This window comes from Methylobacterium sp. Leaf111, from assembly GCF_001423285.1.
Classification (GTDB): Bacteria; Pseudomonadota; Alphaproteobacteria; order Rhizobiales; family Beijerinckiaceae; genus Methylobacterium.
Window position 1 is genome coordinate 366,878 of the sequence record NZ_LMNE01000001.1, and the last position, 22,049, is coordinate 388,926.

21 protein-coding genes are annotated in these 22,049 nt (G+C 69.0%); 14 read left to right on the forward strand and 7 right to left on the reverse strand.

The features are described from left to right. Positions 1–37 precede the first annotated feature (37 nt). From ASF41_RS01565 to ASF41_RS01580, 4 genes are all read left to right on the forward strand, one after another. Positions 38–1,699: an electron transfer flavoprotein-ubiquinone oxidoreductase gene (locus ASF41_RS01565; RefSeq protein WP_056210961.1), complete on the forward strand. Its 1,662-nt coding sequence runs from the start codon at positions 38–40 to the stop codon at positions 1,697–1,699. A 164-nt stretch (positions 1,700–1,863) separates the two neighbouring features. Beyond that, positions 1,864–3,717, forward strand: coding sequence for a tetratricopeptide repeat protein (locus ASF41_RS01570; protein ID WP_056490270.1), 1,854 nt, complete (start codon positions 1,864–1,866; stop codon positions 3,715–3,717). Between the two features lie 81 nt (positions 3,718–3,798). Then, complete coding sequence (locus ASF41_RS01575) at positions 3,799–4,674, forward strand: 4-(cytidine 5'-diphospho)-2-C-methyl-D-erythritol kinase (RefSeq protein WP_056491195.1); 876 nt, start codon at positions 3,799–3,801, stop codon at positions 4,672–4,674. 117 nt (positions 4,675–4,791) lie between these two features. Further along, the gene (locus ASF41_RS01580) at positions 4,792–6,444 is read left to right on the forward strand and encodes a bifunctional diguanylate cyclase/phosphodiesterase (protein WP_082503902.1); all 1,653 of its coding nucleotides are present in this window, start codon (positions 4,792–4,794) and stop codon (positions 6,442–6,444) included. Between the two features lie 24 nt (positions 6,445–6,468). Here the strand turns inward: ASF41_RS01580 and ASF41_RS01585 are convergent, their stop codons facing one another. Next, positions 6,469–7,488, reverse strand: a complete 1,020-nt coding sequence (locus ASF41_RS01585) for a polyprenyl synthetase family protein (RefSeq protein ID WP_056490273.1) — start codon at positions 7,486–7,488, stop codon at positions 6,469–6,471. A 159-nt stretch (positions 7,489–7,647) separates the two neighbouring features. Here ASF41_RS01585 and ASF41_RS01590 point away from each other — a divergent pair, with 159 nt between their 5' ends. Together ASF41_RS01590 and ASF41_RS01595 are read left to right on the forward strand one after the other, a co-directional pair. Then, complete coding sequence (locus tag ASF41_RS01590; protein ID WP_056210955.1) at positions 7,648–7,872, forward strand: DUF2007 domain-containing protein; 225 nt, start codon at positions 7,648–7,650, stop codon at positions 7,870–7,872. Beyond that, positions 7,865–8,635 carry a tRNA1(Val) (adenine(37)-N6)-methyltransferase gene (locus ASF41_RS01595; RefSeq protein ID WP_056378393.1) on the forward strand — a complete coding sequence of 257 codons (771 nt, stop codon included), beginning with the start codon at positions 7,865–7,867 and terminating at the stop codon, positions 8,633–8,635. Before ASF41_RS01590 ends, ASF41_RS01595 begins: the two co-directional genes overlap by 8 nt. A gap of 9 nt (positions 8,636–8,644) precedes the next feature. On the opposite strand, the gene ASF41_RS01600 is transcribed toward ASF41_RS01595, so the two are convergent. Continuing rightward, positions 8,645–8,935, reverse strand: coding sequence for a twin-arginine translocation (Tat) (locus tag ASF41_RS01600; protein ID WP_200927201.1), 291 nt, complete (start codon positions 8,933–8,935; stop codon positions 8,645–8,647). A gap of 191 nt (positions 8,936–9,126) precedes the next feature. Here ASF41_RS01600 and ASF41_RS01605 point away from each other — a divergent pair, with 191 nt between their 5' ends. Continuing rightward, the gene (locus ASF41_RS01605) at positions 9,127–9,981 is read left to right on the forward strand and encodes a S49 family peptidase (RefSeq protein WP_056490276.1); all 855 of its coding nucleotides are present in this window, start codon (positions 9,127–9,129) and stop codon (positions 9,979–9,981) included. A gap of 20 nt (positions 9,982–10,001) precedes the next feature. On the opposite strand, the gene ASF41_RS01610 is transcribed toward ASF41_RS01605, so the two are convergent. Next, positions 10,002–10,241: a hypothetical protein gene (locus tag ASF41_RS01610; RefSeq protein WP_056490280.1), complete on the reverse strand. Its 240-nt coding sequence runs from the start codon at positions 10,239–10,241 to the stop codon at positions 10,002–10,004. 212 nt (positions 10,242–10,453) lie between these two features. Here ASF41_RS01610 and ASF41_RS01615 point away from each other — a divergent pair, with 212 nt between their 5' ends. Both ASF41_RS01615 and glyS read left to right on the forward strand, forming a co-directional pair. Further along, a complete protein-coding gene (locus ASF41_RS01615) occupies positions 10,454–11,383 on the forward strand; it encodes a glycine--tRNA ligase subunit alpha (RefSeq protein WP_056378387.1) in 930 nt (309 codons plus the stop codon). 60 nt (positions 11,384–11,443) lie between these two features. Next, positions 11,444–13,582, forward strand: coding sequence for a glycine--tRNA ligase subunit beta (glyS, locus tag ASF41_RS01620; RefSeq protein WP_056490283.1), 2,139 nt, complete (start codon positions 11,444–11,446; stop codon positions 13,580–13,582). Between the two features lie 18 nt (positions 13,583–13,600). Here the strand turns inward: glyS and ASF41_RS01625 are convergent, their stop codons facing one another. Beyond that, complete coding sequence (locus tag ASF41_RS01625; RefSeq protein WP_056490286.1) at positions 13,601–13,999, reverse strand: helix-turn-helix domain-containing protein; 399 nt, start codon at positions 13,997–13,999, stop codon at positions 13,601–13,603. 107 nt (positions 14,000–14,106) lie between these two features. Here ASF41_RS01625 and ASF41_RS01630 point away from each other — a divergent pair, with 107 nt between their 5' ends. Continuing rightward, a complete protein-coding gene (locus tag ASF41_RS01630; RefSeq protein ID WP_056490289.1) occupies positions 14,107–14,982 on the forward strand; it encodes an SDR family oxidoreductase in 876 nt (291 codons plus the stop codon). A 140-nt stretch (positions 14,983–15,122) separates the two neighbouring features. After that, positions 15,123–15,362: a hypothetical protein gene (locus ASF41_RS01635; protein ID WP_056491197.1), complete on the forward strand. Its 240-nt coding sequence runs from the start codon at positions 15,123–15,125 to the stop codon at positions 15,360–15,362. Between the two features lie 66 nt (positions 15,363–15,428). Here the strand turns inward: ASF41_RS01635 and ASF41_RS25840 are convergent, their stop codons facing one another. Together ASF41_RS25840 and ASF41_RS25845 are read right to left on the reverse strand one after the other, a co-directional pair. Then, a complete protein-coding gene (locus ASF41_RS25840) occupies positions 15,429–15,923 on the reverse strand; it encodes an N-acetyltransferase (protein ID WP_056490292.1) in 495 nt (164 codons plus the stop codon). Further along, positions 15,920–17,494 carry a glucan biosynthesis protein gene (locus tag ASF41_RS25845; protein ID WP_056490295.1) on the reverse strand — a complete coding sequence of 525 codons (1,575 nt, stop codon included), beginning with the start codon at positions 17,492–17,494 and terminating at the stop codon, positions 15,920–15,922. The genes ASF41_RS25840 and ASF41_RS25845 overlap by 4 nt, the downstream gene beginning before the upstream one ends. Positions 17,495–18,169: 675 nt before the next feature. On the opposite strand from ASF41_RS25845, the gene ASF41_RS01650 reads away from it, so the two are divergent. After that, on the forward strand, positions 18,170–19,336 hold the full coding sequence (locus ASF41_RS01650; RefSeq protein WP_056210934.1) for a type III PLP-dependent enzyme: 1,167 nt from the start codon (positions 18,170–18,172) through the stop codon (positions 19,334–19,336). Between the two features lie 155 nt (positions 19,337–19,491). Then, positions 19,492–20,061: a GNAT family N-acetyltransferase gene (locus ASF41_RS01655; RefSeq protein WP_056490298.1), complete on the forward strand. Its 570-nt coding sequence runs from the start codon at positions 19,492–19,494 to the stop codon at positions 20,059–20,061. A 24-nt stretch (positions 20,062–20,085) separates the two neighbouring features. On the opposite strand, the gene ASF41_RS25535 is transcribed toward ASF41_RS01655, so the two are convergent. Then, positions 20,086–20,262: a hypothetical protein gene (locus ASF41_RS25535; RefSeq protein ID WP_200941242.1), complete on the reverse strand. Its 177-nt coding sequence runs from the start codon at positions 20,260–20,262 to the stop codon at positions 20,086–20,088. A gap of 320 nt (positions 20,263–20,582) precedes the next feature. Between ASF41_RS25535 and ASF41_RS01660 the strand changes: the two genes are divergently transcribed. Beyond that, positions 20,583–22,028, forward strand: coding sequence for a homospermidine synthase (locus tag ASF41_RS01660; protein ID WP_056378377.1), 1,446 nt, complete (start codon positions 20,583–20,585; stop codon positions 22,026–22,028). Positions 22,029–22,049 lie beyond the last annotated feature (21 nt).

Consider the following 22,049-nt stretch of genomic DNA (forward strand, 5'->3'; position numbering starts at 1 on the left):
CCCCGCGGCAAAGCAGGGCCTCACAGGAGGATGACGGATGGCGCTGCCCGAACGCGAGGCGATGGAATTCGACGTGGTCATCGTGGGGGCCGGGCCGGCCGGGCTCGCGACCGCCATCCGCCTCAAGCAGTTGTCCGCCGATGCCAGCATCGTCGTGGTGGAGAAGGGCTCAGAGGTCGGTGCCCACATCCTGTCGGGCGCGGTGATCGATCCCTCGGGCCTCGACGGCCTGCTGCCCGGCTGGCGCCAGGACGAGGCGCGCCCGCTCAAGACGGCGGTCGCGCGAGACGAGTTCATGTTCCTGACCAAGAACAGCGGCCTCACCATGCCGAACCTGTTCTTCCCCAAGCTGATGTCGAACCACGGCAACTTCGTTGGCTCGCTCTCGAACGTGACGAAGTATCTCGGCGCCAAGGCCGAGGAGCTCGGCGTCGAGATCTACCCGGGCTTCCCGGCATCCGAGGTGCTCTACGACGAATCCGGCGTCGTCGTGGGCGTCGCCACCGGCGACCTCGGCATCGGCAAGTCCGGTGAGCCGCGCGACGACTACACCCGCGGCATGGAGTTGCGGGCCAAGTACACGGTCTTCGGTGAGGGCGCGCGCGGATCGCTGACCAAGACGGTGATCGATCGCTTCAAGCTCAACGCTTACAGCGACCACCAGAAGTACGGCCTCGGCGTCAAGGAACTCTGGCAGCTCGCCCCTGACAAGTTCCAGGCCGGCCTCGTGCAGCACACCATGGGCTGGCCCCTGCCGAACAAGGCCGGCGGCGGCTCCTGGCTCTACCATTTCGACGACGGCCTGCTCTCGGTCGGCTTCGTCACGCACCTGAACTACGAGAATCCGACCCTGTCGCCGTTCGAGGAGTTCCAGCGCTTCAAGACCCACCCGATGATCGCCGAGACCTTCGACGGGGCCAAGCGCATCGGCTACGGCGCGCGCGCCATCATGGAGGGCGGCTGGCAGTCGGTGCCGAAGCTCGTGTTCCCGGGCGGCTGCCTCGTGGGCGACTCCGCCGGCTTTGTGAACGTGCCCCGCATCAAGGGCTCGCACAATGCGGTCCTGTCCGGCATGCAGGCGGCCGAGGCCCTGGCGCAGGCACTCGAATCCGGCCGGCAGGGCGACGAGCTCGAGACCTACGAGAACGGCTGGCGCGACAGCGCCATCGGCCAGGACCTGAAGCGCGTGCGCAACGTCAAGCCGCTCTGGTCGAAGTACGGCACGCTCGTCGGCGTCGGGCTCGGCGGGCTCGACATGTGGTCGAACACCATCCTGGACGCCTCGCCCTTCGGAACGCTGCGCCACGGGAAGCCGGACCACGCGACGCTGAAGCCGCTGAGCGAGGTGAAGCCGATCGTCTATCCCAAGCCCGACGGCAAGCTGACCTTCGACCGACTCTCCTCGGTCTACCTGTCGAACACCAATCACGAGGAGGACCAGCCGGCCCACCTCAAGGTGCGGAACATGGAGCTGCAAAAGGCCTCCGAGCACGACGTCTACGGTGGCCCGTCTGCCCGCTACTGTCCGGCCGGCGTCTACGAATGGGTGGAGGATGCCGGCGCCAGCGACGGCGTACGCTACCAGATCAACGCCCAGAACTGCGTCCACTGCAAAACCTGCGACATCAAGGATCCGAACCAGAACATCAACTGGGAGACCCCGGAAGGACCGGGCGGGCCGAACTACCCGAACATGTGAGGGGGCCGGTCCGCTGCCCGGATCACGGTCGAATGAGGGGGGATGGCGGGCGCAGGGGCCGCCATCCTTATGCCTTGCGAGGATGGCGGTAAGAGTCCAGTGTCCCGCCCCGAACTAGCCCGGCCACCGAGATGGCCGGTGCGCAGGAGCCGTGATCGGTGCCCATGAACGGAACAGCCAAAACCAGCCGGACCGGCCGCCGGGTCCTCTCGGCCCTCGCCGTCTGCCTCGCGAGCTCGTCGACGGCCTACGCGGCTCAGCCGCGGGAATCCGCTCCGATCTCCGAGTACGAGCCCGCGGAGTCGCTGGAGGGCAACTTCCTCTCGGCCTACATCGCCGGTGCCTCCAAGGACACTGCAGCCGCAGCGAGCTACTACCGCGAGGCCGTGAAGGCCGATCCCCGCAACGCCGAGCTGCTGGAGCGGGCCTTCGTGTCGCTGCTCGCCGACGGCTCCCTGCCGGACGCCTTCCGGGCCGCCGAACGCCTGACCAGCCGCGACGGATCGAACGGCCTCGCCCAGCTCGCCCTCGGCGTGCGCCAGATCAAGGCGGGACAGTTCGCCCAGGCCCGCCAGAACTTCGCGCGCAGCGGCCGGGGGGCCGCCGCCGACCTGACCGGGACGCTGCTCACCGCCTGGGCCTTCGCCGGGGCCAACGACGGCAAGCGCGCGCTGGAGACCATCAACAAGCTTAAGGGCGAACGCTACTACAACACCTTCCGCGACTTCCATGCCGGGCTGATCGCCAGCCTCGTCGGCGATCAGGCGGAAGCCGAGCGCCGCCTCAAGGCCGCCTACGACGCCGACCGCAACACCCTGCGCATCGTCGACGCCTATGCGCGCTTCGAGGCCCAGGCCGGCCGCACCGACCTCGCGATCCAGGCCTATACCGAGTTCGACAAGCTGCTGCCGCGCCACCCCATCGTGCGCGATGCCCTGACCAAGCTGAAGGAGGGCAAACCCCTCAGCCGCCTCGTCAACTCGGCGCAGGAGGGCGCGGGCGAGGTGCTGTACGGTCTCGGCTCGGCCGGCTCGACCCAGGGCGACGAACTGCCGGCGGTGGTCTACCTGCGCCTCGCCCTCTACCTCGCCCCCGAGCACGCCCTCGCGCGGCTCACCCTTGCCGACATCCTCGACCGGATGAAGCAGACCGAGCGGGCCAACGAGGCCTATTCGCAGATCCCCACCACCTCGCCCCTGCGCCTCAATGCCGACGTCCAGGTCGGACTGAACCTGGAGCAGATGGGCAAGGGCGACGAGGCCATCGCCCATCTCGATGCCGCGATGAAGGCGCATCCGGACGACATCGACGTCGTCACGGCGCTCGGCAACGTCCAGCGTTCGCGCAAGAAGTACGAGGAGGCGGCGGAGACCTACAGCCGTGCCATCGCGCTGATCGGCGACAAGCCGGCCGCGAACTATTGGACGACGTTCTACTTCCGGGGGACCGCCTACGAGCGCGCCAAGCAGTGGCCGAAGGCCGAGGCCGACCTGAAGAAGGCCCTTGAGCTGGTGCCCGCGAGCCAGCCCGGCGCCCGGGCCCAGGTGCTGAACTACCTGGCCTATTCCTGGGTCGATCAGAACATGAACATCGACGAGGCCTTCACGATGCTGAAGCAGGCCGTCGATGCGGCCCCGCGCGACGGCATGATCATCGACAGCCTGGGTTGGGCCTATTTCCGCCTCGGCCGCTGGGACGATGCGGTGCGCGAGCTGGAAAAGGCGATCGAGCTGAAGCCCGGCGATCCGACCATCAACGACCACCTGGGCGACGCCTACTGGCGCGCCGGGCGTCGCCTGGAGGGCAAGTTCCAATGGCAGCACGCCAAGGACCTGAACCCAGAGCCGGACGACCTCGAGAAGATCAATGCCAAGCTCAAGGACGGCTTGCCGGAACTCGAGAAGCCCGCCGCCACCGCCGAGAATCCGCCCGAGAGCAAGGTGAACCCCGAGCTGCCGAAGGGCGCCCCGGCCCCGAACGAGCCCCCGGGCGCGGCCGATAAGAAGAGCGGCGGTTGATCGGCCCGAAGGCTTGACGGAACGCGCGTCGCGGGGCCAGACCGGCCCCGCGACTGCCCGACCCGTGAGCCCCGAGTGTCCGTGCCCCTCCTCGTCACCCGCGCTCCGGCGAAAATCAACCTCACCCTTCACGTCCTCGGCCGCCGGGCCGGCGACGGCTATCACGAGCTCGAAAGTCTCGTGGTCTTCACCGGCGCAGGCGACACGCTCAGCCTGGAGCCGGGTCCCGACCTAGCGCTGACCGTTTCGGGGCCGACGGCCGGCCCGGCCGGCCCCCTCGACGACAACCTCGTCATCCGCGCGGCGCGTCATCTCGCCCGCCTTCGGCCTGGTCTCCGCCAGGGCACCTTCCATCTCGTGAAGCGCCTGCCCGTCGCCGCAGGCATCGGCGGCGGCTCTTCCGACGCCGCGGCGGCCCTGCGCCTTCTGGGCCGCCTGAACGACATCGCCCCCGACGATTCGGACCTGGTCGCGGCCGCCCGTGCCACTGGCGCCGATGTCCCGGTCTGTCTTGTCCCACGCGCCCGCATGATGGCGGGCGCTGGCGAGGCCGTCGGACCCGCCCTGGATATGACCCCGCTGCCGGCGGTCCTCATCAATCCGGGCGTCCCGGTCGAGACTGCGCCGGTGTTCCGCGCGCTCGGGCTCGCGGTCGGCGATCGCCACGGCACCGGCGCGCATCCCGTCATCGCCCCCGGTCTCGGGGCGGAGGCCCTCCTGCGCGCGATCACCCCTGCCCGCAACGACCTCGAAACCCCGGCGCGGAGCCTCGCCCCGGTGATCGACGTGGCGCTCGGGGCCCTGCGGGCCGCCTCCGGATGCCGCTTGGCGCGGATGTCGGGGTCCGGCGCGACGGTGTTCGGGATTTTCGGGCATCGGTCCGAGGCGGCCCGCGCCGCACGCAGCATCGCGGCAGTTCATCCAGGCTGGTGGGTCACGGCAGCGATGCTGCGCTAAGCATTCGCCCTCTTGGTGGGATAGCAACTTTCCGTGCAACGGCGCCGACTTCAGACGTCAGCTTTACGCTCGCTCAAGGTTTGAGGCTGCAGGATCGGCGCGCGCAAGGAGCGGTGCATGCCCGACCAAAAAAACAACTCGTGGGGAGAGGGCGAGCTCCGAGAACTCCTGTGCCTGATGATGATCGGCTCCTGCATCTGGATCGTCGGCACTCAGCTGGGGTTCTTCACGGTTCTCATCGACGCGACCCGGACGCATCAGCTTCAGGATCTGCTGATGCTGTCCCTCTGCATGAGCCTGGGCGTGGTCGTGGCGGCCATCCGCAAGTCGTTCAAGCTGCGCAAGGCGATGCAGGATCGGGACGGGGCCGAGGCGCATGCCGAGGCCGTCGCACGCCACGATGCGATGACGGGTCTCGCCAATCGCCGCCTGTTCGGCGAAACCCTCGCGGCGCGCATCCGCGTGGCCACCGGTCTCCCGCGGGTCGCCGTGATGCTGATCGATCTCGACCGCTTCAAGCCGGTGAACGACGTCCATGGTCATGCCGCGGGTGACGCCGTCCTCTGCGTCATCGCCGATCGCCTGCGGGCCCTCGCGCCGCCCCAGAGCCTCGTCGCGCGCCTCGGGGGCGATGAGTTCGCTCTTCTTCTCGACACCGACAGCGATCCGGAAGCTCTGGCGCGGCTCGCGCAGGGCATCATCGCCTCGCTCTCTCAGCCGATCGCCTGGACCCAGAGCCGTCTCGAGATCGGCGCCACCATCGGAATCGCGACGGCGACGGAGGAGAGCCGCACCGCCGAGGCGCTGCTGCACGCCGCCGATGTCGCCATGTACCAGGGCAAGCGGGATGGGCGCGGGACCTACCGGTTCTTCCATCTCGACATGGGTCAGGCCCTGAAGGCACGCGCCCGGCTCGAAGGGGAATTGCGGGTCGGCATCGAGCAGGGCGAGATCGAGCCGTTCTACCAGCCAGTGGTGTCGCTGCCCGGCCGCGATCTCATCGGGTTCGAGGTGCTGGCCCGCTGGAATCATCCCCGGCTGGGCGTCCTGACCCCGGCCGATTTCATCAGCCTGGCCGAGGAGACCGGTCTGATCGCCGAGCTCACCTGGTCGCTGATGCGCCGGGCCTGCCGGGACGCTCGGCTCTGGCCGGCCCATCTCCAGCTGGCGATCAACATCTCGCCGCTGCAGCTGCGCGATCCGCACCTGCCCGAGCAGATCCTCGGCATCCTGACGGAGACCGGGTTCGCACCGGGTCGCCTGGAGATCGAGATCACCGAGACGGCCCTGGTGAACGATCTCGAAGCGGCGCGGACCGCTCTGAAATCGCTCCAGAGCTTTGGCGTCCGCATCGCCCTCGACGATTTCGGGACTGGATATTCCAGCCTCTACCACCTGCGCGAACTGCAGTTCGACAAGCTGAAGATCGATCGCAGCTACGTGGAATCGATGCGGCTGAGCAGCGAGCGCGCCAAGCTCGTGGATGCGATCATCGCCCTGGGCTCCAGCCTCGGCCTTCTCACCACGGCCGAGGGCATCGAGAGCGGGACCAGCGTCGATTGGCTTGCCGGCCAGGGGTGCACCTACGGCCAGGGCTACCTCTTCGGGCGGCCCATGGACAAGGCCACCACCGACGGTCTTCTCACGCAATGGTCCGACGACGCGGGCCGGATCGTGATCGCGCCGTCCCTGGCCGAAACGTCCGAGGTCACCGATTGCGAGCACGTGGCCCTCGCTCCGCCGCCGGTCATGCGCCAGGCAGCAGCCTGACGATCCGACGCTGCGCCGGGACGCTCAGTGCGCCCGGGCGATGCAGAAGTCGACGACCTGCAGCAGGGCGTGCTTCATCGGGCTCGGCGGGAACGTCTTCAGGGCATCCCGGGCCCGGTCGCCGTACAGGCGGGCGCGCGCCATCGTTTCCTCCAGGGCGCCGTGACGCCGCAGGATGGCGCGCGCTGTTTCGAGATCGTTGTCCGTGACCTCGCCGAGTTCGAGCGTCCGCTTCCAGAAGCCGCGCTCGCTACCCGTGGCACGACGCACCGCCAGGACGATGGGTAGCGTGATCTTACCCTCGCGAAAATCGTCGCCGACATTCTTGCCCAGGGTATCGCTGGTGCCGCCGTAATCGAGGACGTCGTCGATGAGCTGGAAGGCGATGCCGAGGTTCATGCCGTAGGCGCGGCAGGCTGCCTGCTCGGCGGCGTCGCGCTGAGCCAGGACCGGACCGACCTCGCAGGCGGCGGCGAACAACTCCGCCGTCTTGGCGCTGATCACCGCGAGATACTCGGCCTCGCTCGTTTCTGTGTTCTTCGCCGCGGTGAGCTGCATCACCTCGCCCTCGGCGATGATGGTGGCCGCCGCCGACAGGATGTCGAGGGCCTTCAGCGATCCGACCTCCACCATCATGCGGAAAGCTTGGCCGAGGAGGAAATCGCCCACCAGGACGCTGGCCTCGTTCCCCCACTTGATGCGGGCCGCCACCTTGCCGCGACGCATGTCGCTGCCGTCGACCACATCGTCGTGCAGGAGGGTCGCGGTATGCATGAACTCGACGCTGGCGGCGAGCTTCACCGCGCCGTCGCCGACATAGTGGCAGAGATCGGCGGTCGCGAGCGTGAGGATCGGCCGGAGGCGCTTGCCGCCCGAGGAGATCAGGTGGTTGGCGACTTCGGGAATCATCTGGACGTCGGATCCGGTGCGGGACAGGATCGTCGCGTTGACGCGCTCCATCCCACCGGACACCAGGGCGACGAGGTCGGCCAGGCTCGCCTCGGGATCGGGACTTCTCTCATCGATCGGAACTACGACGCCCAAGACCTTGAGGCCTCCCGCTTCCCTACGCCAACGCGGCGCGATCCAATCGACCGCGTCCGTGACACCCCATCGCATGCGCCCGGAGACGCTGCAACACGCACCATGCCGCAAGCTATACATCCGTAGGCGGTGCCCGGGATGGCGCCGGGGAGAGCGTGTATGACCGAACTCATTCGCAGCAACGACGTGGTCCTGATCGGGTTCGCCCAGTCGATCCTGGAGGCCGCAGCCATTCCGGCCCTCGTCGCCGACCAGCACATGAGCCTTCTCGAAGGCTCCATCGGCGCCTTCGCGCGGCGTCTCCTGGTGCCGCGGGATCAGGCGATGCAGGCGCGCCGCCTGCTCACGGATGCGGGCCTCGCCCACGAGTTGCGGGATGCCTGAGCCCGGGGCCGATCTCTGGCTCGGCGGACGGCTTCGCCTGATCCAGCCGCCGCGCGGCGCGCATCGGGCCGGCACGGACGCGGTCCTTCTGGCGGGGCTCCTGGCACCCGAGTCCGGTGCGGTCGTCTGCGACGTCGGGGCGGCGAGCGGTGCGGTGGGCCTCGCGGTCGCCCTGCGGAGCCCCGACTGCCGCGTGGTGCTGGTGGAACGCGACCCGGACCTGGCGGCTTACGCCCGGTGCAACGCAGAGGCGAATGGCCTGGTAAACCGCACGACGGTCATCGAGGCGGACGTGCTGGCGCCCGGACTGCGTCGGCAAGCCGATGGCCTGACGCCCGGCCTCGCCGACCTCCTCCTGACGAACCCGCCCTACTTCGAGCCCGGACGACACCGGCCCTCCCCCGTGACCGGCAAAGCCAGCGCGCATACCTTTTCGGGCGGCGGGATCGAGGCCTGGATGCGCAGCTGCGTCGATCTGCTCCGCCCACAAGGTCGGCTCGGCCTGATCCACCGGGCGGATCACCTCCCCGCCTGCCTCGACGCCGCCCGCGGCCGCTTCGGCGCGCTGGCGATCCGGCCGGTCCACGCCAAGCGGAATCAGCCGGCGATCCGCATCCTCGTGAGCGGCGTGAAGGGAAGCCGGGCTCCGCTGCGGCTCCTGCCGCCCGTCGTCCTTCATGACGACGAGGGCCGCTTCACCCCGCACGCCGCGGCCCTTCACGAGGGTCGCGGGTGGGTCGATGCCGGCGTCGAGGTCCCCTGAGGGGCGCGCTCAGTAGAACGTCCGGACCCGATAAGGCCGATGCCAGCCGTGATGGCGGTGGCCCCAGCCGTGGTGCCGGCGCCAATGGTGGCGGCGATACCCGTGGTGGCGATGGTGCCAGTGCCGGCGGTGATGCCAATGACGCCGATGTCCGTGCCACCGGGCCTGCGCCACCAGGGGGGCCTGCGCACCGGCCTCGATACCCGCCACGGGCATCGGCGCGGCGGTCGCCGTCGCTCCAAATCCCATCGCACCGGCCAGCATGCCGAGTGCCAGGGCCATCCAACGCATCATGCGCATGGTCGCGTCTCCTTCGCTGCTGCGCGGGCCTCCCCGGGAGGCGCGCGGGCCGCCACGATGCGGCGGCGTGAGGCGACAACGGCGACGCTGGCAAAAGGGTTCGCCCCGCCCCACCTCACCGCTCGAGCGACCCTGCCCTCCGTGGCCGACGCGCAACACCCTTCTGCTCCTCCGATCCGAGTCGAGGCCGCATGCCCGTTTCCCTGCCTGGTCCCCTGCGCGCGCTGCTTCCCCGACGCTGGCGCCGTGCGGAGCCGCGCGTCGCCGTCCTGCGGCTCAGCGGGGCGATCGGCGCCGTGTCGCCGTTCCGCGCCGGACTGTCGATCGGCAGTCTCGCGAGCAGCCTCGATCGCGCCTTCGCGACGCCCGGCATCGCCGCCGTCGCGCTGGTCATCAACTCACCCGGCGGCGCTCCGGCGCAATCGCACCTGATCCATCAGCGCATCCGCGCCCTGGCGGTCGAGAAGAAGCTCCCGGTCCTGGCCTTTGTGGAGGATGTGGCGGCGTCCGGCGGCTACATGATCGCCTGCGCGGCCGACGAGATCATCGCCGATCCGATGTCGCTGGTCGGATCGATCGGCGTCGTCTCGGCCGGGTTCGGATTCGACCGGCTGATCGAGCGCATCGGCATCGATCGCCGGGTGCACACCCAGGGCGAGGCCAAAGGGATGCTCGACCCGTTCCGTCCGGAGGATCCGGCCGACGTGGCGCGTCTCAAGGCCATCCAGACGGATGTGCAGGCCCTGTTCACGGCCCTCGTCGGCGCCCGCCGCCCGAGGCTCGCGCCTAATGGCGAAAACCTGTTCACGGGGGCTGTCTGGACCGGCCAGCAGGCGCTACCGCTGGGTCTCGTCGACGGCCTGGGGGATGCCCGCTCGACCCTGCAGGCACGCTACGGCGACAAGGTCGACCTCGTCTTTATCGCCGAGAAGAAGGGCTCGCTCGTCGCCCGCCTGTTGCGGCGATCGGCGCCCGGCAGCAGCATCGCGGGCGAAGTCCTGGCAGCGATCGAGGATCGCGCGGCCTTCGCCCGCTACGGCTTGTAGGATCTCAGCGTTTGCAACTTTCAGCGCTTGCAGCTCTCGGTGCCGTAACCGGCATAGACCACCCGGACCTTCCGGGCGCAGGTCTCGGCAACGGCGGGGGCCGGCACGGCCGCAATATCGATCGGCGTCACGGCGGCGGGCATTGTGACCGTATCCGAATACTCCGCCGTGGCGAGCGCGTTCGACGCCGTGATCACCAGCGGGGTGGCCACCAGGGATGCTGCGACGAGGGCGGCGAAGACTGTGAAGGACGAGCGCATGGCGCGATGTTCCAAATTGTCGACCGCCCTTGAGGATGGTGAGAACCCTTTGATTGCCTAATAAACTTGGCAGCAAGCGAGACCGTTCCACCGCTAAGGCGGATCGTGGCCGAATTGTGTGTGGCGACGCACGCCCATGGTGCGGTGCCGTCGCTTGACACGACCGGGCCGCCTCTTAAACGCTGGCCGCCCCTCCACGGACCGGAAAACCCATGTCGAGCGCCGTCGATCTAGCGCCCAAAACCTCGTTCCAGGGCCTGATCCTGACCCTGCAGCGATTCTGGGCGGCGCAGGGCTGCGTGATCCTGCAGCCCTACGACATGGAAGTCGGTGCCGGTACCTTCCACCCGGCGACGACCCTGCGGGCGCTCGGCCCGAAGCCTTGGAAGGCCGCCTATGTCCAGCCCTCGCGGCGGCCGAAAGATGGCCGCTACGGCGAGAACCCGAACCGGCTGCAGCACTATTACCAGTTCCAAGTGATCCTGAAGCCGAACCCGCCCAACCTGCAGGAGCTTTACCTCGCTTCCCTCGACGCCATCGGGGTCGACTTGAAGCTGCACGACATCCGCTTCGTCGAGGACGACTGGGAGAGCCCAACCCTCGGGGCCTGGGGCCTCGGCTGGGAGTGCTGGTGCGACGGCATGGAGGTGAGCCAGTTCACCTATTTCCAGCAGGTCGCCGGCTTCGAGTGCGCCCCCGTGGCGGGCGAACTCACCTACGGGCTTGAGCGGCTGGCAATGTACGTCCAGGGCGTCGAGAACGTCTACGACCTGAATTTCAATGGTGGGACGGGCGAGGATCGGGTGTCGTACGGCGACGTCTTTCTCCAGTCCGAGCAGGAATATTCCCGCCACAACTTCGAGGCGGCGGACACCGCCATGCTGTTTCGCCAGTTCACCGACGCGGAAAAGGCCTGCCGGACCTATCTCGACGCCGGTGCGCCGGAGGACGAGACCAGCCGGCACCGGATGGCGCAGCCGGCCTACGACCAGTGCATCAAGGCGAGCCACGTCTTCAACCTGCTCGACGCCCGGGGCGTCATCTCGGTGACCGAGCGCCAGAGCTACATCCTGCGGGTGCGCGAACTCGCGAAGGCCTGCGGGGCGGCGTACCTGCGCACGGCGGGTGGTGGCGCGGCGTGATCCGCAACGCCGACCGCGCCCGTCACCCCGAACACCATTACCTGGACGCCGCCTGATCCCATGCCCGACCTCCTTCTCGAACTGCGCTCCGAAGAGATTCCCGCCCGCATGCAGCGGCGGGCGGCCGACGACCTGAAGAAGCTCGTCACCGACGCCCTCGTGGAGCGCGGCTTCCTCTACGAGGGCGCCAAGGCCTTCGCCACGCCGCGCCGGCTGGCGCTGCACGTGGCCGGCCTGCCGCCGCGCGGCCAGGACGTGCGCGAGGAGCGCAAAGGGCCCCGGGTCGGGGCACCGGAGGGCGCGGTCCTGGGCTTCCTGAAGAGCGCTGGGCTGGCGAGCCTCGATCAGGCGACCATCGTCACCGACCCGAAGAAGGGCGAATTCTACGTCGCGGTGATCGAGCGGCCCGGGCGCGAGACCCTCGACGTCCTCGCCGAGATCCTGCCGCAGATCATCCGCGGCTTCCCGTGGCCGAAATCGATGCGCTGGGGCAAGGCCTCGGCACAACCGGGCGCCCTCCGTTGGGTGCGTCCGCTCCAGTCCATCGTGGCCACCTTCGGACCGGAGACCGAGACGCCGGACGTGGTGCCGTTCGCAGTGGACGGCATCGTTGCCGGAACCACGACCTACGGCCACCGATTCCTGGCGCCGGAGGCCATCGAGGTCCGGCGCTTCGACGATTACGTGCAGGCCCTGGAGCGCGCGAAGGTTGTGCTCGACGTGGAGCGGCGCAAGGACATCATCCTGCACGACGCCCGCGACCTCGCCTTCGCGCGGGGCCTCGAACTGGTGGAGGACGAGGGGCTGCTGGAGGAGGTCGCCGGCCTCGTCGAATGGCCCGTGGTGCTGATGGGCTCCTTCGACGAGGCCTTCCTCGACATCCCGTCGGAGGCCATCCGCGCCACCATCCGGGCCAACCAGAAGTGCTTCGTCCTGCGCCAAGCCGGCACCGACACCCTCGCGCCGGCCTTCGTCCTGACCTCGAATCTGGTCGCCAGTGACGGTGGCCTCGCCATCACTGCCGGCAATGAGCGGGTGGTGCGCGCCCGGCTGTCGGACGCCAAGTTCTTCTGGGAGACCGACAAGGCGATCCGCCTCGAGGACCGGCTGCCGAAGCTCGACAGCATCGTGTTCCACGAGAAGCTCGGCACGCAGGGCGCGCGCGTTCAGCGCATTGCGGCCCTGGCCCGCGAGCTGGCACCCCTGGTCGGCGCCGACCCAGACCAGGCCGAGCGTGCCGCGACGCTCGCCAAAGCCGACCTCGTCACCGAGATGGTCGGCGAGTTTCCCGAGCTTCAGGGTTTGATGGGGCGCAAGTATGCGGCACTGCAGGGCGAACCTTTGAGTGTCGCAGCGGCGATCGAGGACCACTACAAGCCGGTCGGTCCTTCCGACCGGGTCCCCACCGATGCCGTCGCCGTGGCCGTGGCGCTCGCCGACAAGCTCGACACCCTGGTGGGGTTCTGGTCCATCGACGAGAAGCCGACGGGCAGCAAGGACCCCTACGCCCTGCGCCGCGCGGCGCTCGGAGTGATCCGGCTGCTCATCGAGAACACCGTCAAGCTGTCGCTGCTTCGCGACGGCTATCAAGCCGCCGCCGACGGCCATGCGAACTACGGCAACCCGGCGAATGAAGACGCGCCAGCGAGCGCCGCTGACGCGGATGCCGCAAGCCTCCTCGGCTTCTTCGCCGATCGCCTGAAGGTCTACCTGCGCGACAAGGGCGCCCGGCACGACCTCATCGACGCCGTCTTCGCCCTGCCGGGCCAGGACGATCTGCTGATGGTGGTCCGCCGTGTCGAGGCCCTCGGCACCTTCCTCGAGACCGACGACGGCCGGAATCTGTTGGCCGGCTACAAGCGCGCCGCCAACATCCTGCGCATCGAAGAGAAGAAGGACGGCCGCGCCTACGACGCTGCCCCCGACACGGCCCTGGCCGCCCACGGCGAGCCGGAGGAGCGGGCCCTCGCCGAAGCCCTGGCGGCGGCGCGGGACACCGCGTCGGCGGCGGTGGCGGCGGAGGATTTCGCCGGGGCCATGCAGGCTCTCTCCACGCTGCGCGCTCCGGTGGATGCGTTCTTCGAGCGGGTCACGGTGAATGCCGATGATCCGGCCCTGCGCGAGAACCGTCTCGCCCTGCTCAACGCCTTGCGGGCGGCGACCCGCGAGGTCGCAGACTTCTCGCGCATCGAGGGCTGAGCGGCCGGATTTAACCCCTCAAGGCTCGGCTTGGAACCGTGTCCGGGCCGCGCGGATGGCGGGGTGATTCCGCTCCGCCCAGTCCACCAGCCCGGCGAGGGGCCGGAGCAACGAACCGCCCAGGGGCGTCAGGCTGTATTCGACGCTGGGTGGGCTCGTGGGAAACACGTGCCGTGTGACGAGACCGTCGCGCTCCAGGTCGCGCAGGGTCTGCGTCAGCATCCGCTTCGAGATGTCGGGGATCACCCGGTGGATGGCGCCGAACCGGCGGGTGCCGCCGGCAAGGGACGCGATGATGAGGGTCGTCCACTTGTCCCCGAGGTGACTCAGCACGTCGCGGACCGGGCAGTGATGCGGGTCGAAGCCGAGATCCTGCCAAGCCGCGAACCGCTCCGCGAGATCAGGGCCATCGGTCATGGGCGGTTCCCTCCGGGTAACCAGGGTTCAAAAACCTGCCGCCTTACGGGGCCTGTCGGTCTCTTTTATAGACCTTGTGGAGAGTCAGAACCACGAGGCAGCCCGACATGTCCCAGATTCCGTCATCGAGACTGTTCGTCACTGGAGCCACCGGCCAACTCGGACGGCTCGTGATCGCGGCCCTTCTGCGGCGGGTCCCCGCCGCCCGGATCGTCGCCGGCGTCCGGCAGGGCGAAGGCCCGGCGGCGCAGGACCTTCGCGCACAGGGCGTCGCGGTGCGCGTGGCCGACTACGCCCGCCCGGAAACCCTCGCGGAGGCCTTCGCGGGAATCGAACGGCTGCTGCTGATCTCCTCCAGCGAGATCGGTCAGCGCGTGACCCAGCACCGGAACGTCATCGCGGCCGCCGCCCGGGCGCGCGTTGGTCTGATCGCCTATACCAGCCTGCTGCACGCAGACACCTCGCCGCTCGGACTTGCCGAGGAGCATCGCGCCACCGAGGCGATCCTTACGGAGTCCGGCCTGCCCGCCATCATCCTGCGCAATGGCTGGTACACCGAGAACTATACGGCGTCCCTGCCGTCGGCCCTCGCGCACGGCGTCCTGCTCGGAAGCGCCGGGACGGGACGGATCTCCAGCGCCGCCCGTGCCGACTACGCCGAGGCCGCCGCCGCGGTGCTCACCGGTGACCAAGCAGCCGGGCGCATCTACGAATTGGCGGGAGACGAGGCCTACACCCTGCCCGACTTCGCGGCGGAAGCCGCGCGGGCCTCCGGCCGGCCGCTCCGCTACCAGGATCTGCCGCCCGCGGATTACGCGGCGGCCCTCCTCGCGGCGGGCCTACCGGAAGGGGTCGCGCGCCTCCTCGCGGATTCCGATGCCGGCGCCGCCCAAGGTGCCCTGTTCGACGACGGCCACGCCCTGCGTGACCTGATCGGCCGGCCGACGACGCCCTACGCCAGCGTCGTCGGGGCCCTCGCGTAAGGTCTCAGACGAAATCGGCAGGGCATTGTTCACTGAGGGGACGAGATCCAGAAGATTTCGGCTGGTCCGCCAGCCAACAAGCGGAACGGTTTCTGGATGAACGCCGTTGGGGCTGCAGATTTTCCTCAAGGGAGATGTTCATGCGCAACCCCATCATCGCCGCCCTCACCCTGGCAACGCTCTTCGGCGCTTCGGCCGTGCAGGCGGAGACCACGGTCATCCGCCGCGATGCGCCCGACGCCGTCGTTGTCGACCGTCCGTCCACCGAGAGCCGCACGGTCGAGCGCCGGGAATCCAGCGACGGGTGCTCCTCGAAGACCGTGACCAAGGAGAACGATCTCGGCGACCGCAAGACGGTTACCAAGGAGAGCTGCGACTGAACCCAGCGTCCGAGTTCGGATGGCTGCAACGCCCGCTCCGGTCCAACCGGGGCGGGCTTTCGCGTTTCAGAGGGTCTTTTCGTAGCGCCAGGCTTCCATGCCATCCTCGTAGTAATCTGGGATGACGGCGAAGCGCGTGTAGCCCCGCCGTTCGTAGAGCCGGATTCCGGCACCGTTGTCGGCTCGGACCTCGAGGCGCAGGCGTGCGCAGCCATGAGAGCGCGCATCCGCTTCGGCGGCATCGAGGACGAGGCTGCCGAGCCCGAGACCGGCCCGCGCCGGGGACACGGCGATGGAGGAGAGGCGAGCGCTGCGGCTGCCGCGTCGGCGCTCCAGGGTGGCGGAGCCCACAAGGGTCGCCTGCCCCGCCGCGTCGTGGGTGAGCGCGACGAGAAGCGACATGCTGGCCGAGCGAATCGCGTGGCGAATCGCCCGCCGCTCGGCACGGTCGCTGGCGAAGGCGGCGTGTTCGAGGGCCACCAGGGCGTCGAGGTCGGCCAGGGTCGCGGGGCGGATCTCCACCACCGGCGCCGGATCGGGCTGGATCGAGGGCGCCCTCACCGGGCCGTCCAGGGATAGACCCAGGTTTCCGTCAGGGCACGGCCGGAGGTTCGCAGGAAGACGCGCAGGTCCGTCGCCTGGCCCGGCGCCTCCAGGGTCACGTCGAGAGCGGCCCGCAGGCCGCGGATATGCGGGTTCGGCGTCACCGAACTGTGCGTGATGTGGCCGGTGGAGGTGCTGGCCACCACCTCCACCCGGCTCGGATCGGCGCGATAGTAGTCGAGGTCGCCGCCGGCGAAATCCACGAGGAAGCGCCGCGTCAGGCCGCCCTTGGCCTCTTCGGCCTTGGTGGTGCCGCTGGCCACCGGGGCGACGCTGAACGTGTTGATCACGCGCCCCCCCGGATGGAGGGGGGCGCCGCCGACGGCGCGAACCCGGTAGGACAGTGGGACCGGCGTGCCCGCCGGATAGGGGTTCGCCGGCCGCCAGCACGCGACGACGTTGTCGTTGGTCTCGGTGTCGGTGGGCAGCTCCATCAACATCACCGCGCCCTCCCCCCAGGGGCTGTCCGGTTCCACGAAATAGCCGGGCCGGCGGTCGTAGGAGGCTTCGAGGTCCTGGTAGGTCTCGAAGGTCCGATCGCGCTGCATCAGCCCGAAGCCCTTCGGGTCGCGGTCGATGAAGCTGGAGATGCGCCGGTCGCGCGGATTGTGCAGCGGGCGCCACAGCCATTCCCCGCTGCCCGCCGCGATCTGAAGCCCGTCGGAGTCGTGAAGCTCCGGCCGGTAATCGTCGGCGTGGCGGCGGTCGTTCTCGCCGATGAAGAACATCGAGGTGAGCGGTGCCAGGCCCACCGTCGCGAGGTCGACCCGCGGGATCAGGGTGGCGCGCACCGCCACGCTGGTCTCGTCACCCGGCGTCACGGTGAACTGGTAGGCGCCGGTGAGCGAGGGGCTGTCGAGGAGCGCGTAGAGCGTCAGGGCATCGTCGGCTTTCTCCGGCGCGCCCACCCAGAACTCGCGGAACACCGGAAACTCCTCCGGACCGCCCTGCCCCTCGACGTTGACCGCCAGCCCCCGGGCCGAAAGCCCGTAGAGCTGATCGCGTCCGAGGAAGCGATAGTAGCTGGCCCCGAGGAAGACGACGAGCTCGTCGAGCAGGTTCGGCTTGTTCAGCGGCGCATGGATGCGCAGACCGGCGAAGCCGAGATCGACCGGCAACGCCTTGTCGAGCTTGGTGCGCCCCATGTCGTAGAGGCTCGACTGGTAGGGGATCGGCGTCGCCACGCCACCGCGCACGAGGTTCACCGTCACCGGACGGGTGTAGAGGAAGCCGAGATGGAAGAGCTGGAGCCGGAACGGGCTCCCCTCCCCGAGGAAGGCCTTGTCGGGCTTGAAGCGGATGTCGCGCCAGGCGTCGTAGTCGAGCTTGGCGATCGGTGCCGGCAGGGCCGGGACGCGCGGATCATGGGCGACCTTGGCCAGGTCCTGCGCCCGGCGCTCCACGTCGGCGAAGCCGAACGGGGTCTCCGGGCGCCCCTCGCGGCGTTGGGCCCGCGCCTCCCCGGTTGCTGCCAGGAGAGTCGTGGCCGCGAGTCCCTGCACGATTCTGCGCCGGTTGGGTTTTGACATCGTCCTGCGATCCGGTGCGCCTGTGGGAAAACCGTGCGCTTGATGGCCCGTCCGCACGGGCTTGGGAAGGGCCCATCGTCGGCCGGACGGCGGTGTCCGCGGCGTTTCTGCAACAGCCCAGGAAGACAACCCGGTTTCGGGTGAAAGATCGCGGTTTTCCCTTGTGGGGAGAACACCCTGACCGTATATGCGCCTTGCCCAATTTCGCACGTGCCTGTGGCCGCGTGTCGGTTGGTGGGCATCCGGCCAACTGCCGGACAGCCGCCAGGGGTCTTAAAGGATCGATGGTCGACAGGGTGGATTCCCTCCGGCCGGCATCCAGGTGGCAACACCGGACCCCGACAACAACCGGCAGCCGGAGGCGAAACCGGCGAACCCCGCTCTCCACGGGGGACGCAGCTTAAAGCAACGACGAACGGGCTTTTTTGGTCTCGTCGGCCCTCCAAAGGCCGGCACCGAAGAGGCTTGTTTCTCTTTGCCCGGCGTGCGGTGGGGGTCCTCCCTTCCAATCCAAGGCAGCTTCCGGGTGCTCTCGCGCCCGCTGCGCTTCGCGTGTCTCCAAAGCACGCGGTGCGTCGCGACGCAGCGCCCCCAGACGCCGGACGGCTCACGTCGTCCTGACATTCGACAGCGCGCCCCTTGAGGGCGGCCGCGAACCTATGGGTTGGAACGACCATGACCGATCGTATCCGCGATTTCCTCCGCGCACGCCGCGACATGGGCCAGGACGAGGGCCCGGTGATGGTGCTCGACCTCGAGGTCGTGCGCGACAACTACACCGCGTTCGCCCGTGCCCTGCCGGACACCCGGGTATTCTACGCCGTGAAGGCGAACCCGGCCCCCGAGGTCCTGCGCCTCCTCGCCGAGATGGGCTCCTGCTTCGACACGGCCTCGGTGGTCGAGGTGGAGATGGCGCTCGCCGCCGGTGCCACCGCCGACCGCGTCTCCTTCGGCAACACCATCAAGAAGGAGCGCTGCATCACCCGCGCGCTCAAGCTCGGCGTGCGCCTCTTCGCCGTCGATTGCCAGGCCGAGGTCGAGAAGATCGCCCGGGCCGCCGAGGCCGCGGGCGTCGCGGCTGCCGATGTGCAGGTGTTCTGCCGCATCCTCTGCGACGGGGCCGGGGCCGAATGGCCGCTGTCGCGCAAGTTCGGCTGCGTGCCGGAGATGGCCGTCGACGTGCTGGAGCACGCCCACCGCCAGGGTCTCACGGCCTATGGCGTCTCGTTTCACGTCGGCTCGCAGCAGGGCAACACCGGTGCCTGGGACGGCGCGCTCGCCTCCGCCGCCGCGATCTTCGAGGAGTGTGCCCTGCGCGGCATCAGCCTGTCGATGGTCAATCTCGGTGGCGGCTTCCCGACCAAGTACCTCAAGGCGGTCCCGGGCGTGGAATCGTACGGCGACGCGATCTTCCGCGCCCTGACCAAGCATTTCGGCAACCACATGCCGGAGACCATCATCGAGCCGGGTCGCGGCATGGTCGGCAATGCCGGCGTGATCGAAGCCGAGGTGGTGCTGGTCTCGAAGAAGTCCGACGCCGAGGACGAGGTGCGCTGGGTCTACCTCGACATCGGCAAGTTCGGCGGCCTGGCCGAGACCATGGACGAGTCGATCCGCTACGCGATCCGCACCGAGCATGACGAGGACCGCATGGCGCCCTGCGTACTCGCCGGCCCGACCTGCGACTCGGCGGACGTGCTCTACGAGAAGGTGCCCTACCCGCTGCCGGTGTCGCTCTCCATCGGCGACAAGGTGCTGATCGAGGGGGCCGGCGCCTACACCACGACCTACGCGGCGGTCGCCTTCAACGGTTTCCCGCCCCTCCAGCAATACGTCATCTAAACGCCTTCACGGTCATGACGCGAATGCCGGGCATTCCCCATGGGGACGCCCGGCGTTGAAACTCTCCACGCCCGTCCCGTTCAGGCCGGCGGACCCGGCCGCAGCCTGAACGGATTCGTCCTGTCGCCTGCCCAACGTTCGGGAGGGGTGCGGCCTTGGTCCAGATCCGTGATGAAGTGGAAGGCGACGTCGTCGCCCGCGAGCACCTCCTCGACGCCTGCTTCGGCGAGGCACGCCGCCTGAAGACGTCCGAGCGCCTGCGCGAGGGGCGGCTTCCTGCGGAGGGCCTCGCCCTAGCCGCCGAGCAGGACGGTCGCGTCGTCGGCACCTGCCGTCTCTGGCATGTCGAGTCGGGTTCCCGGCGTCCGGCCCTGCTGCTCGGGCCGTTGGCGGTCGACCCGGCGATCCAGGGGCTCGGCCTCGGATCAATCCTCATGCGGGCGGCCCTGCGTCGCGCGGAGCGTCTCGGGCACGGCGCGGTGCTGCTGATGGGGGACGCGCCCTACTATGCGCGCTTCGGATTCTTGGCGGAGCGTGCAGAGGGGCTGTTCATGCCCGGTCCGTTCGCGCGCGAGCGCTTCCTCGGCCTGGAACTGCGTCCGGGCGCGCTGGCCGGCGCACGGGGCATCCTGCGGGCTTCGGGCGCCTGGGATCAGGCGGCGCCCATCCCCCTGGGGCCGGCGGTGACCGAGATCGGCGCGGAGTCCCGACGACGGGTCGCCTGACGGCCGTTCCGGCGCAGCCGCCGGTTAGATCGCAGTGTGATAGTCGGTCTTGGCAGCGAGGTCGCAGCGGCGCTGAAAGGCGGCCTCGTTGCGACGCGTCACCGCGCGAAGCAGCGAGGCGGCGAGCGTGATGATGCCGGGATCGCGATCGATGGGCTCGTCGACCGGAGCGGCGAGGCGCGAGGCGATGAGTGCGAGCATGGCAGATGTCCGTGGCGTCGAAGGGGCGGACGCTTCCTCGTCTAGGGTCGCTCTTGTTCTGTTGCAGTGCAATATCGGTGGGTGGAACCGCGCTCGCAATGCGCCGAGATGGGATGTCGCCCTGCGTGCAGGGCATGCGCCCCTTCAATCTTCCGTAAGACTTGGTGCATGGCGCATGACGCGGTCGCGTCCTGGCGGTTGACCGCCGGAGCCGCAAACGTCACTGAGCCCGTCGCTTGTTCGTCATTTGCGCCGCCTAAGGCATGCGGTCGCCGTGCGAAGACTGAAATCGACACGTCTCTGAGAAGGACATCACGCCCATGACCGAAGCCGCCACCACCTGGCCCGTCCACGGCCGCATCACCGGCCCCATCGTGATGATCGGCTTCGGCTCCATCGGACGCGGCACGCTCCCGCTGATTGAGCGACACTTCGCCTACGACAAGGCCCGCTTCACGGTCATCGAGCCGTCCGACGCGCACAAGGCCCTGGCCGATCAGCACGGCCTGCGCTTCGAGCAGGTCGCGCTGACCAAGGAGAACTACCGCGAGATCCTGACGCCCCTCCTCACCGAGGGCGGCGGCCAGGGCTTCTGTGTGAACCTCTCGGTCGACACCTCGTCGCGGGCGATCATGGAGCTGTGCCGCGAACTCGGCGCCTTCTACATCGACACCGTGGCGGAGCCCTGGCCGGGCTTCTACTTCGACAAGACCAAGAGCCAGGGCGACCGCACCAACTACGCTCTGCGCCAGGAGATCCTGGACGCCCGCACCGCGAACCCCGGCGGCATCACCGCCGTGTCGTGCTGCGGCGCCAATCCCGGCATGGTGTCGTGGTTCGTGAAGCAGGCCCTCCTCAACGTCGCCGGCGATCTCGGGCTGAAGATCTCCGAGCCGAAGGACCGCGCCGGTTGGGCCGCGCTCATGCGCGAGGTCGGCGTCAAGGGCGTCCACATCGCCGAACGCGACACCCAGCGCGCCAAGTCGGCCAAGCCCATGGGCGTCTTCGTCAACACCTGGTCGGTGGAGGGCTTCGTCTCCGAGGGCAACCAGCCGGCCGAGCTCGGCTGGGGCACCCACGAGACCTGGAAGCCAGAGAACGCCCGTGAGCAGGAGAAGGGGTCGCGCTGCGCGATCTACCTGCTCCAGCCCGGCGCCGACACCCGTGTGCGCTCCTGGACGCCGACCGCCCAGTCGCAGTTCGGCTTCCTCGTGACCCACAACGAGGCCGTCTCGATCTCCGACTACTACACGGTGCTGGAGGGCGAGCGCGCCGCCTACCGCCCGACCTGCCACTACGCCTATCACCCGGCCAACGACGCGGTCCTGTCGCTTCACGAGATGTTCGGGAACGGCGGCAAGGTGCAGGAGCAGCACCACATCCTCGACGAGACCGAGATCGTGGACGGCATCGACGAGCTCGGCGTCCTCCTCTACGGCCACGCCAAGAACGCCTACTGGTACGGCTCGCAGCTCTCCATCGAGGAGACCCGGCGCATCGCCCCCTACCAGAACGCCACGGGCCTGCAGGTCACCTCGGCGGTGCTCGCCGGCATGGTCTGGGCCCTGGAGAACCCGGAGGCCGGCATCGTCGAGGCCGACGAGATGGACTTCCGGCGCTGCCTTGAGGTGCAGACGCCGTATCTCGGCCCCGTCGTCGGGGTCTACACCGACTGGACCCCGCTGACCGGCCGCCCGGGCTTGTTCCCCGAGGACATCGACACCAGCGATCCCTGGCAGTTCCGCAACGTGCTCGTGCACGGCTGAGCCGCCCCGTCGTCGCGTCCC

Coding starts and splice junctions, on each gene's coding strand:
- ASF41_RS01565 (WP_056210961.1), top strand. CDS start 38: ATGGCGCTGCCCGAACGCGAGGCGATGGAATTCGACGTGGTCATCGTG.
- ASF41_RS01570 (WP_056490270.1), top strand. CDS start 1,864: ATGAACGGAACAGCCAAAACCAGCCGGACCGGCCGCCGGGTCCTCTCG.
- ASF41_RS01580 (WP_082503902.1), top strand. CDS start 4,792: ATGCCCGACCAAAAAAACAACTCGTGGGGAGAGGGCGAGCTCCGAGAA.
- ASF41_RS01590 (WP_056210955.1), top strand. CDS start 7,648: ATGACCGAACTCATTCGCAGCAACGACGTGGTCCTGATCGGGTTCGCC.
- ASF41_RS01595 (WP_056378393.1), top strand. CDS start 7,865: ATGCCTGAGCCCGGGGCCGATCTCTGGCTCGGCGGACGGCTTCGCCTG.
- ASF41_RS01600 (WP_200927201.1), bottom strand. CDS start 8,935: ATGCGCATGATGCGTTGGATGGCCCTGGCACTCGGCATGCTGGCCGGT.
- ASF41_RS01605 (WP_056490276.1), top strand. CDS start 9,127: ATGCCCGTTTCCCTGCCTGGTCCCCTGCGCGCGCTGCTTCCCCGACGC.
- ASF41_RS01610 (WP_056490280.1), bottom strand. CDS start 10,241: ATGCGCTCGTCCTTCACAGTCTTCGCCGCCCTCGTCGCAGCATCCCTG.
- ASF41_RS01615 (WP_056378387.1), top strand. CDS start 10,454: ATGTCGAGCGCCGTCGATCTAGCGCCCAAAACCTCGTTCCAGGGCCTG.
- glyS (WP_056490283.1), top strand. CDS start 11,444: ATGCCCGACCTCCTTCTCGAACTGCGCTCCGAAGAGATTCCCGCCCGC.
- ASF41_RS01625 (WP_056490286.1), bottom strand. CDS start 13,999: ATGACCGATGGCCCTGATCTCGCGGAGCGGTTCGCGGCTTGGCAGGAT.
- ASF41_RS01630 (WP_056490289.1), top strand. CDS start 14,107: ATGTCCCAGATTCCGTCATCGAGACTGTTCGTCACTGGAGCCACCGGC.
- ASF41_RS01635 (WP_056491197.1), top strand. CDS start 15,123: ATGCGCAACCCCATCATCGCCGCCCTCACCCTGGCAACGCTCTTCGGC.
- ASF41_RS25845 (WP_056490295.1), bottom strand. CDS start 17,494: ATGTCAAAACCCAACCGGCGCAGAATCGTGCAGGGACTCGCGGCCACG.
- ASF41_RS01650 (WP_056210934.1), top strand. CDS start 18,170: ATGACCGATCGTATCCGCGATTTCCTCCGCGCACGCCGCGACATGGGC.
- ASF41_RS25535 (WP_200941242.1), bottom strand. CDS start 20,262: ATGCTCGCACTCATCGCCTCGCGCCTCGCCGCTCCGGTCGACGAGCCC.
- ASF41_RS01660 (WP_056378377.1), top strand. CDS start 20,583: ATGACCGAAGCCGCCACCACCTGGCCCGTCCACGGCCGCATCACCGGC.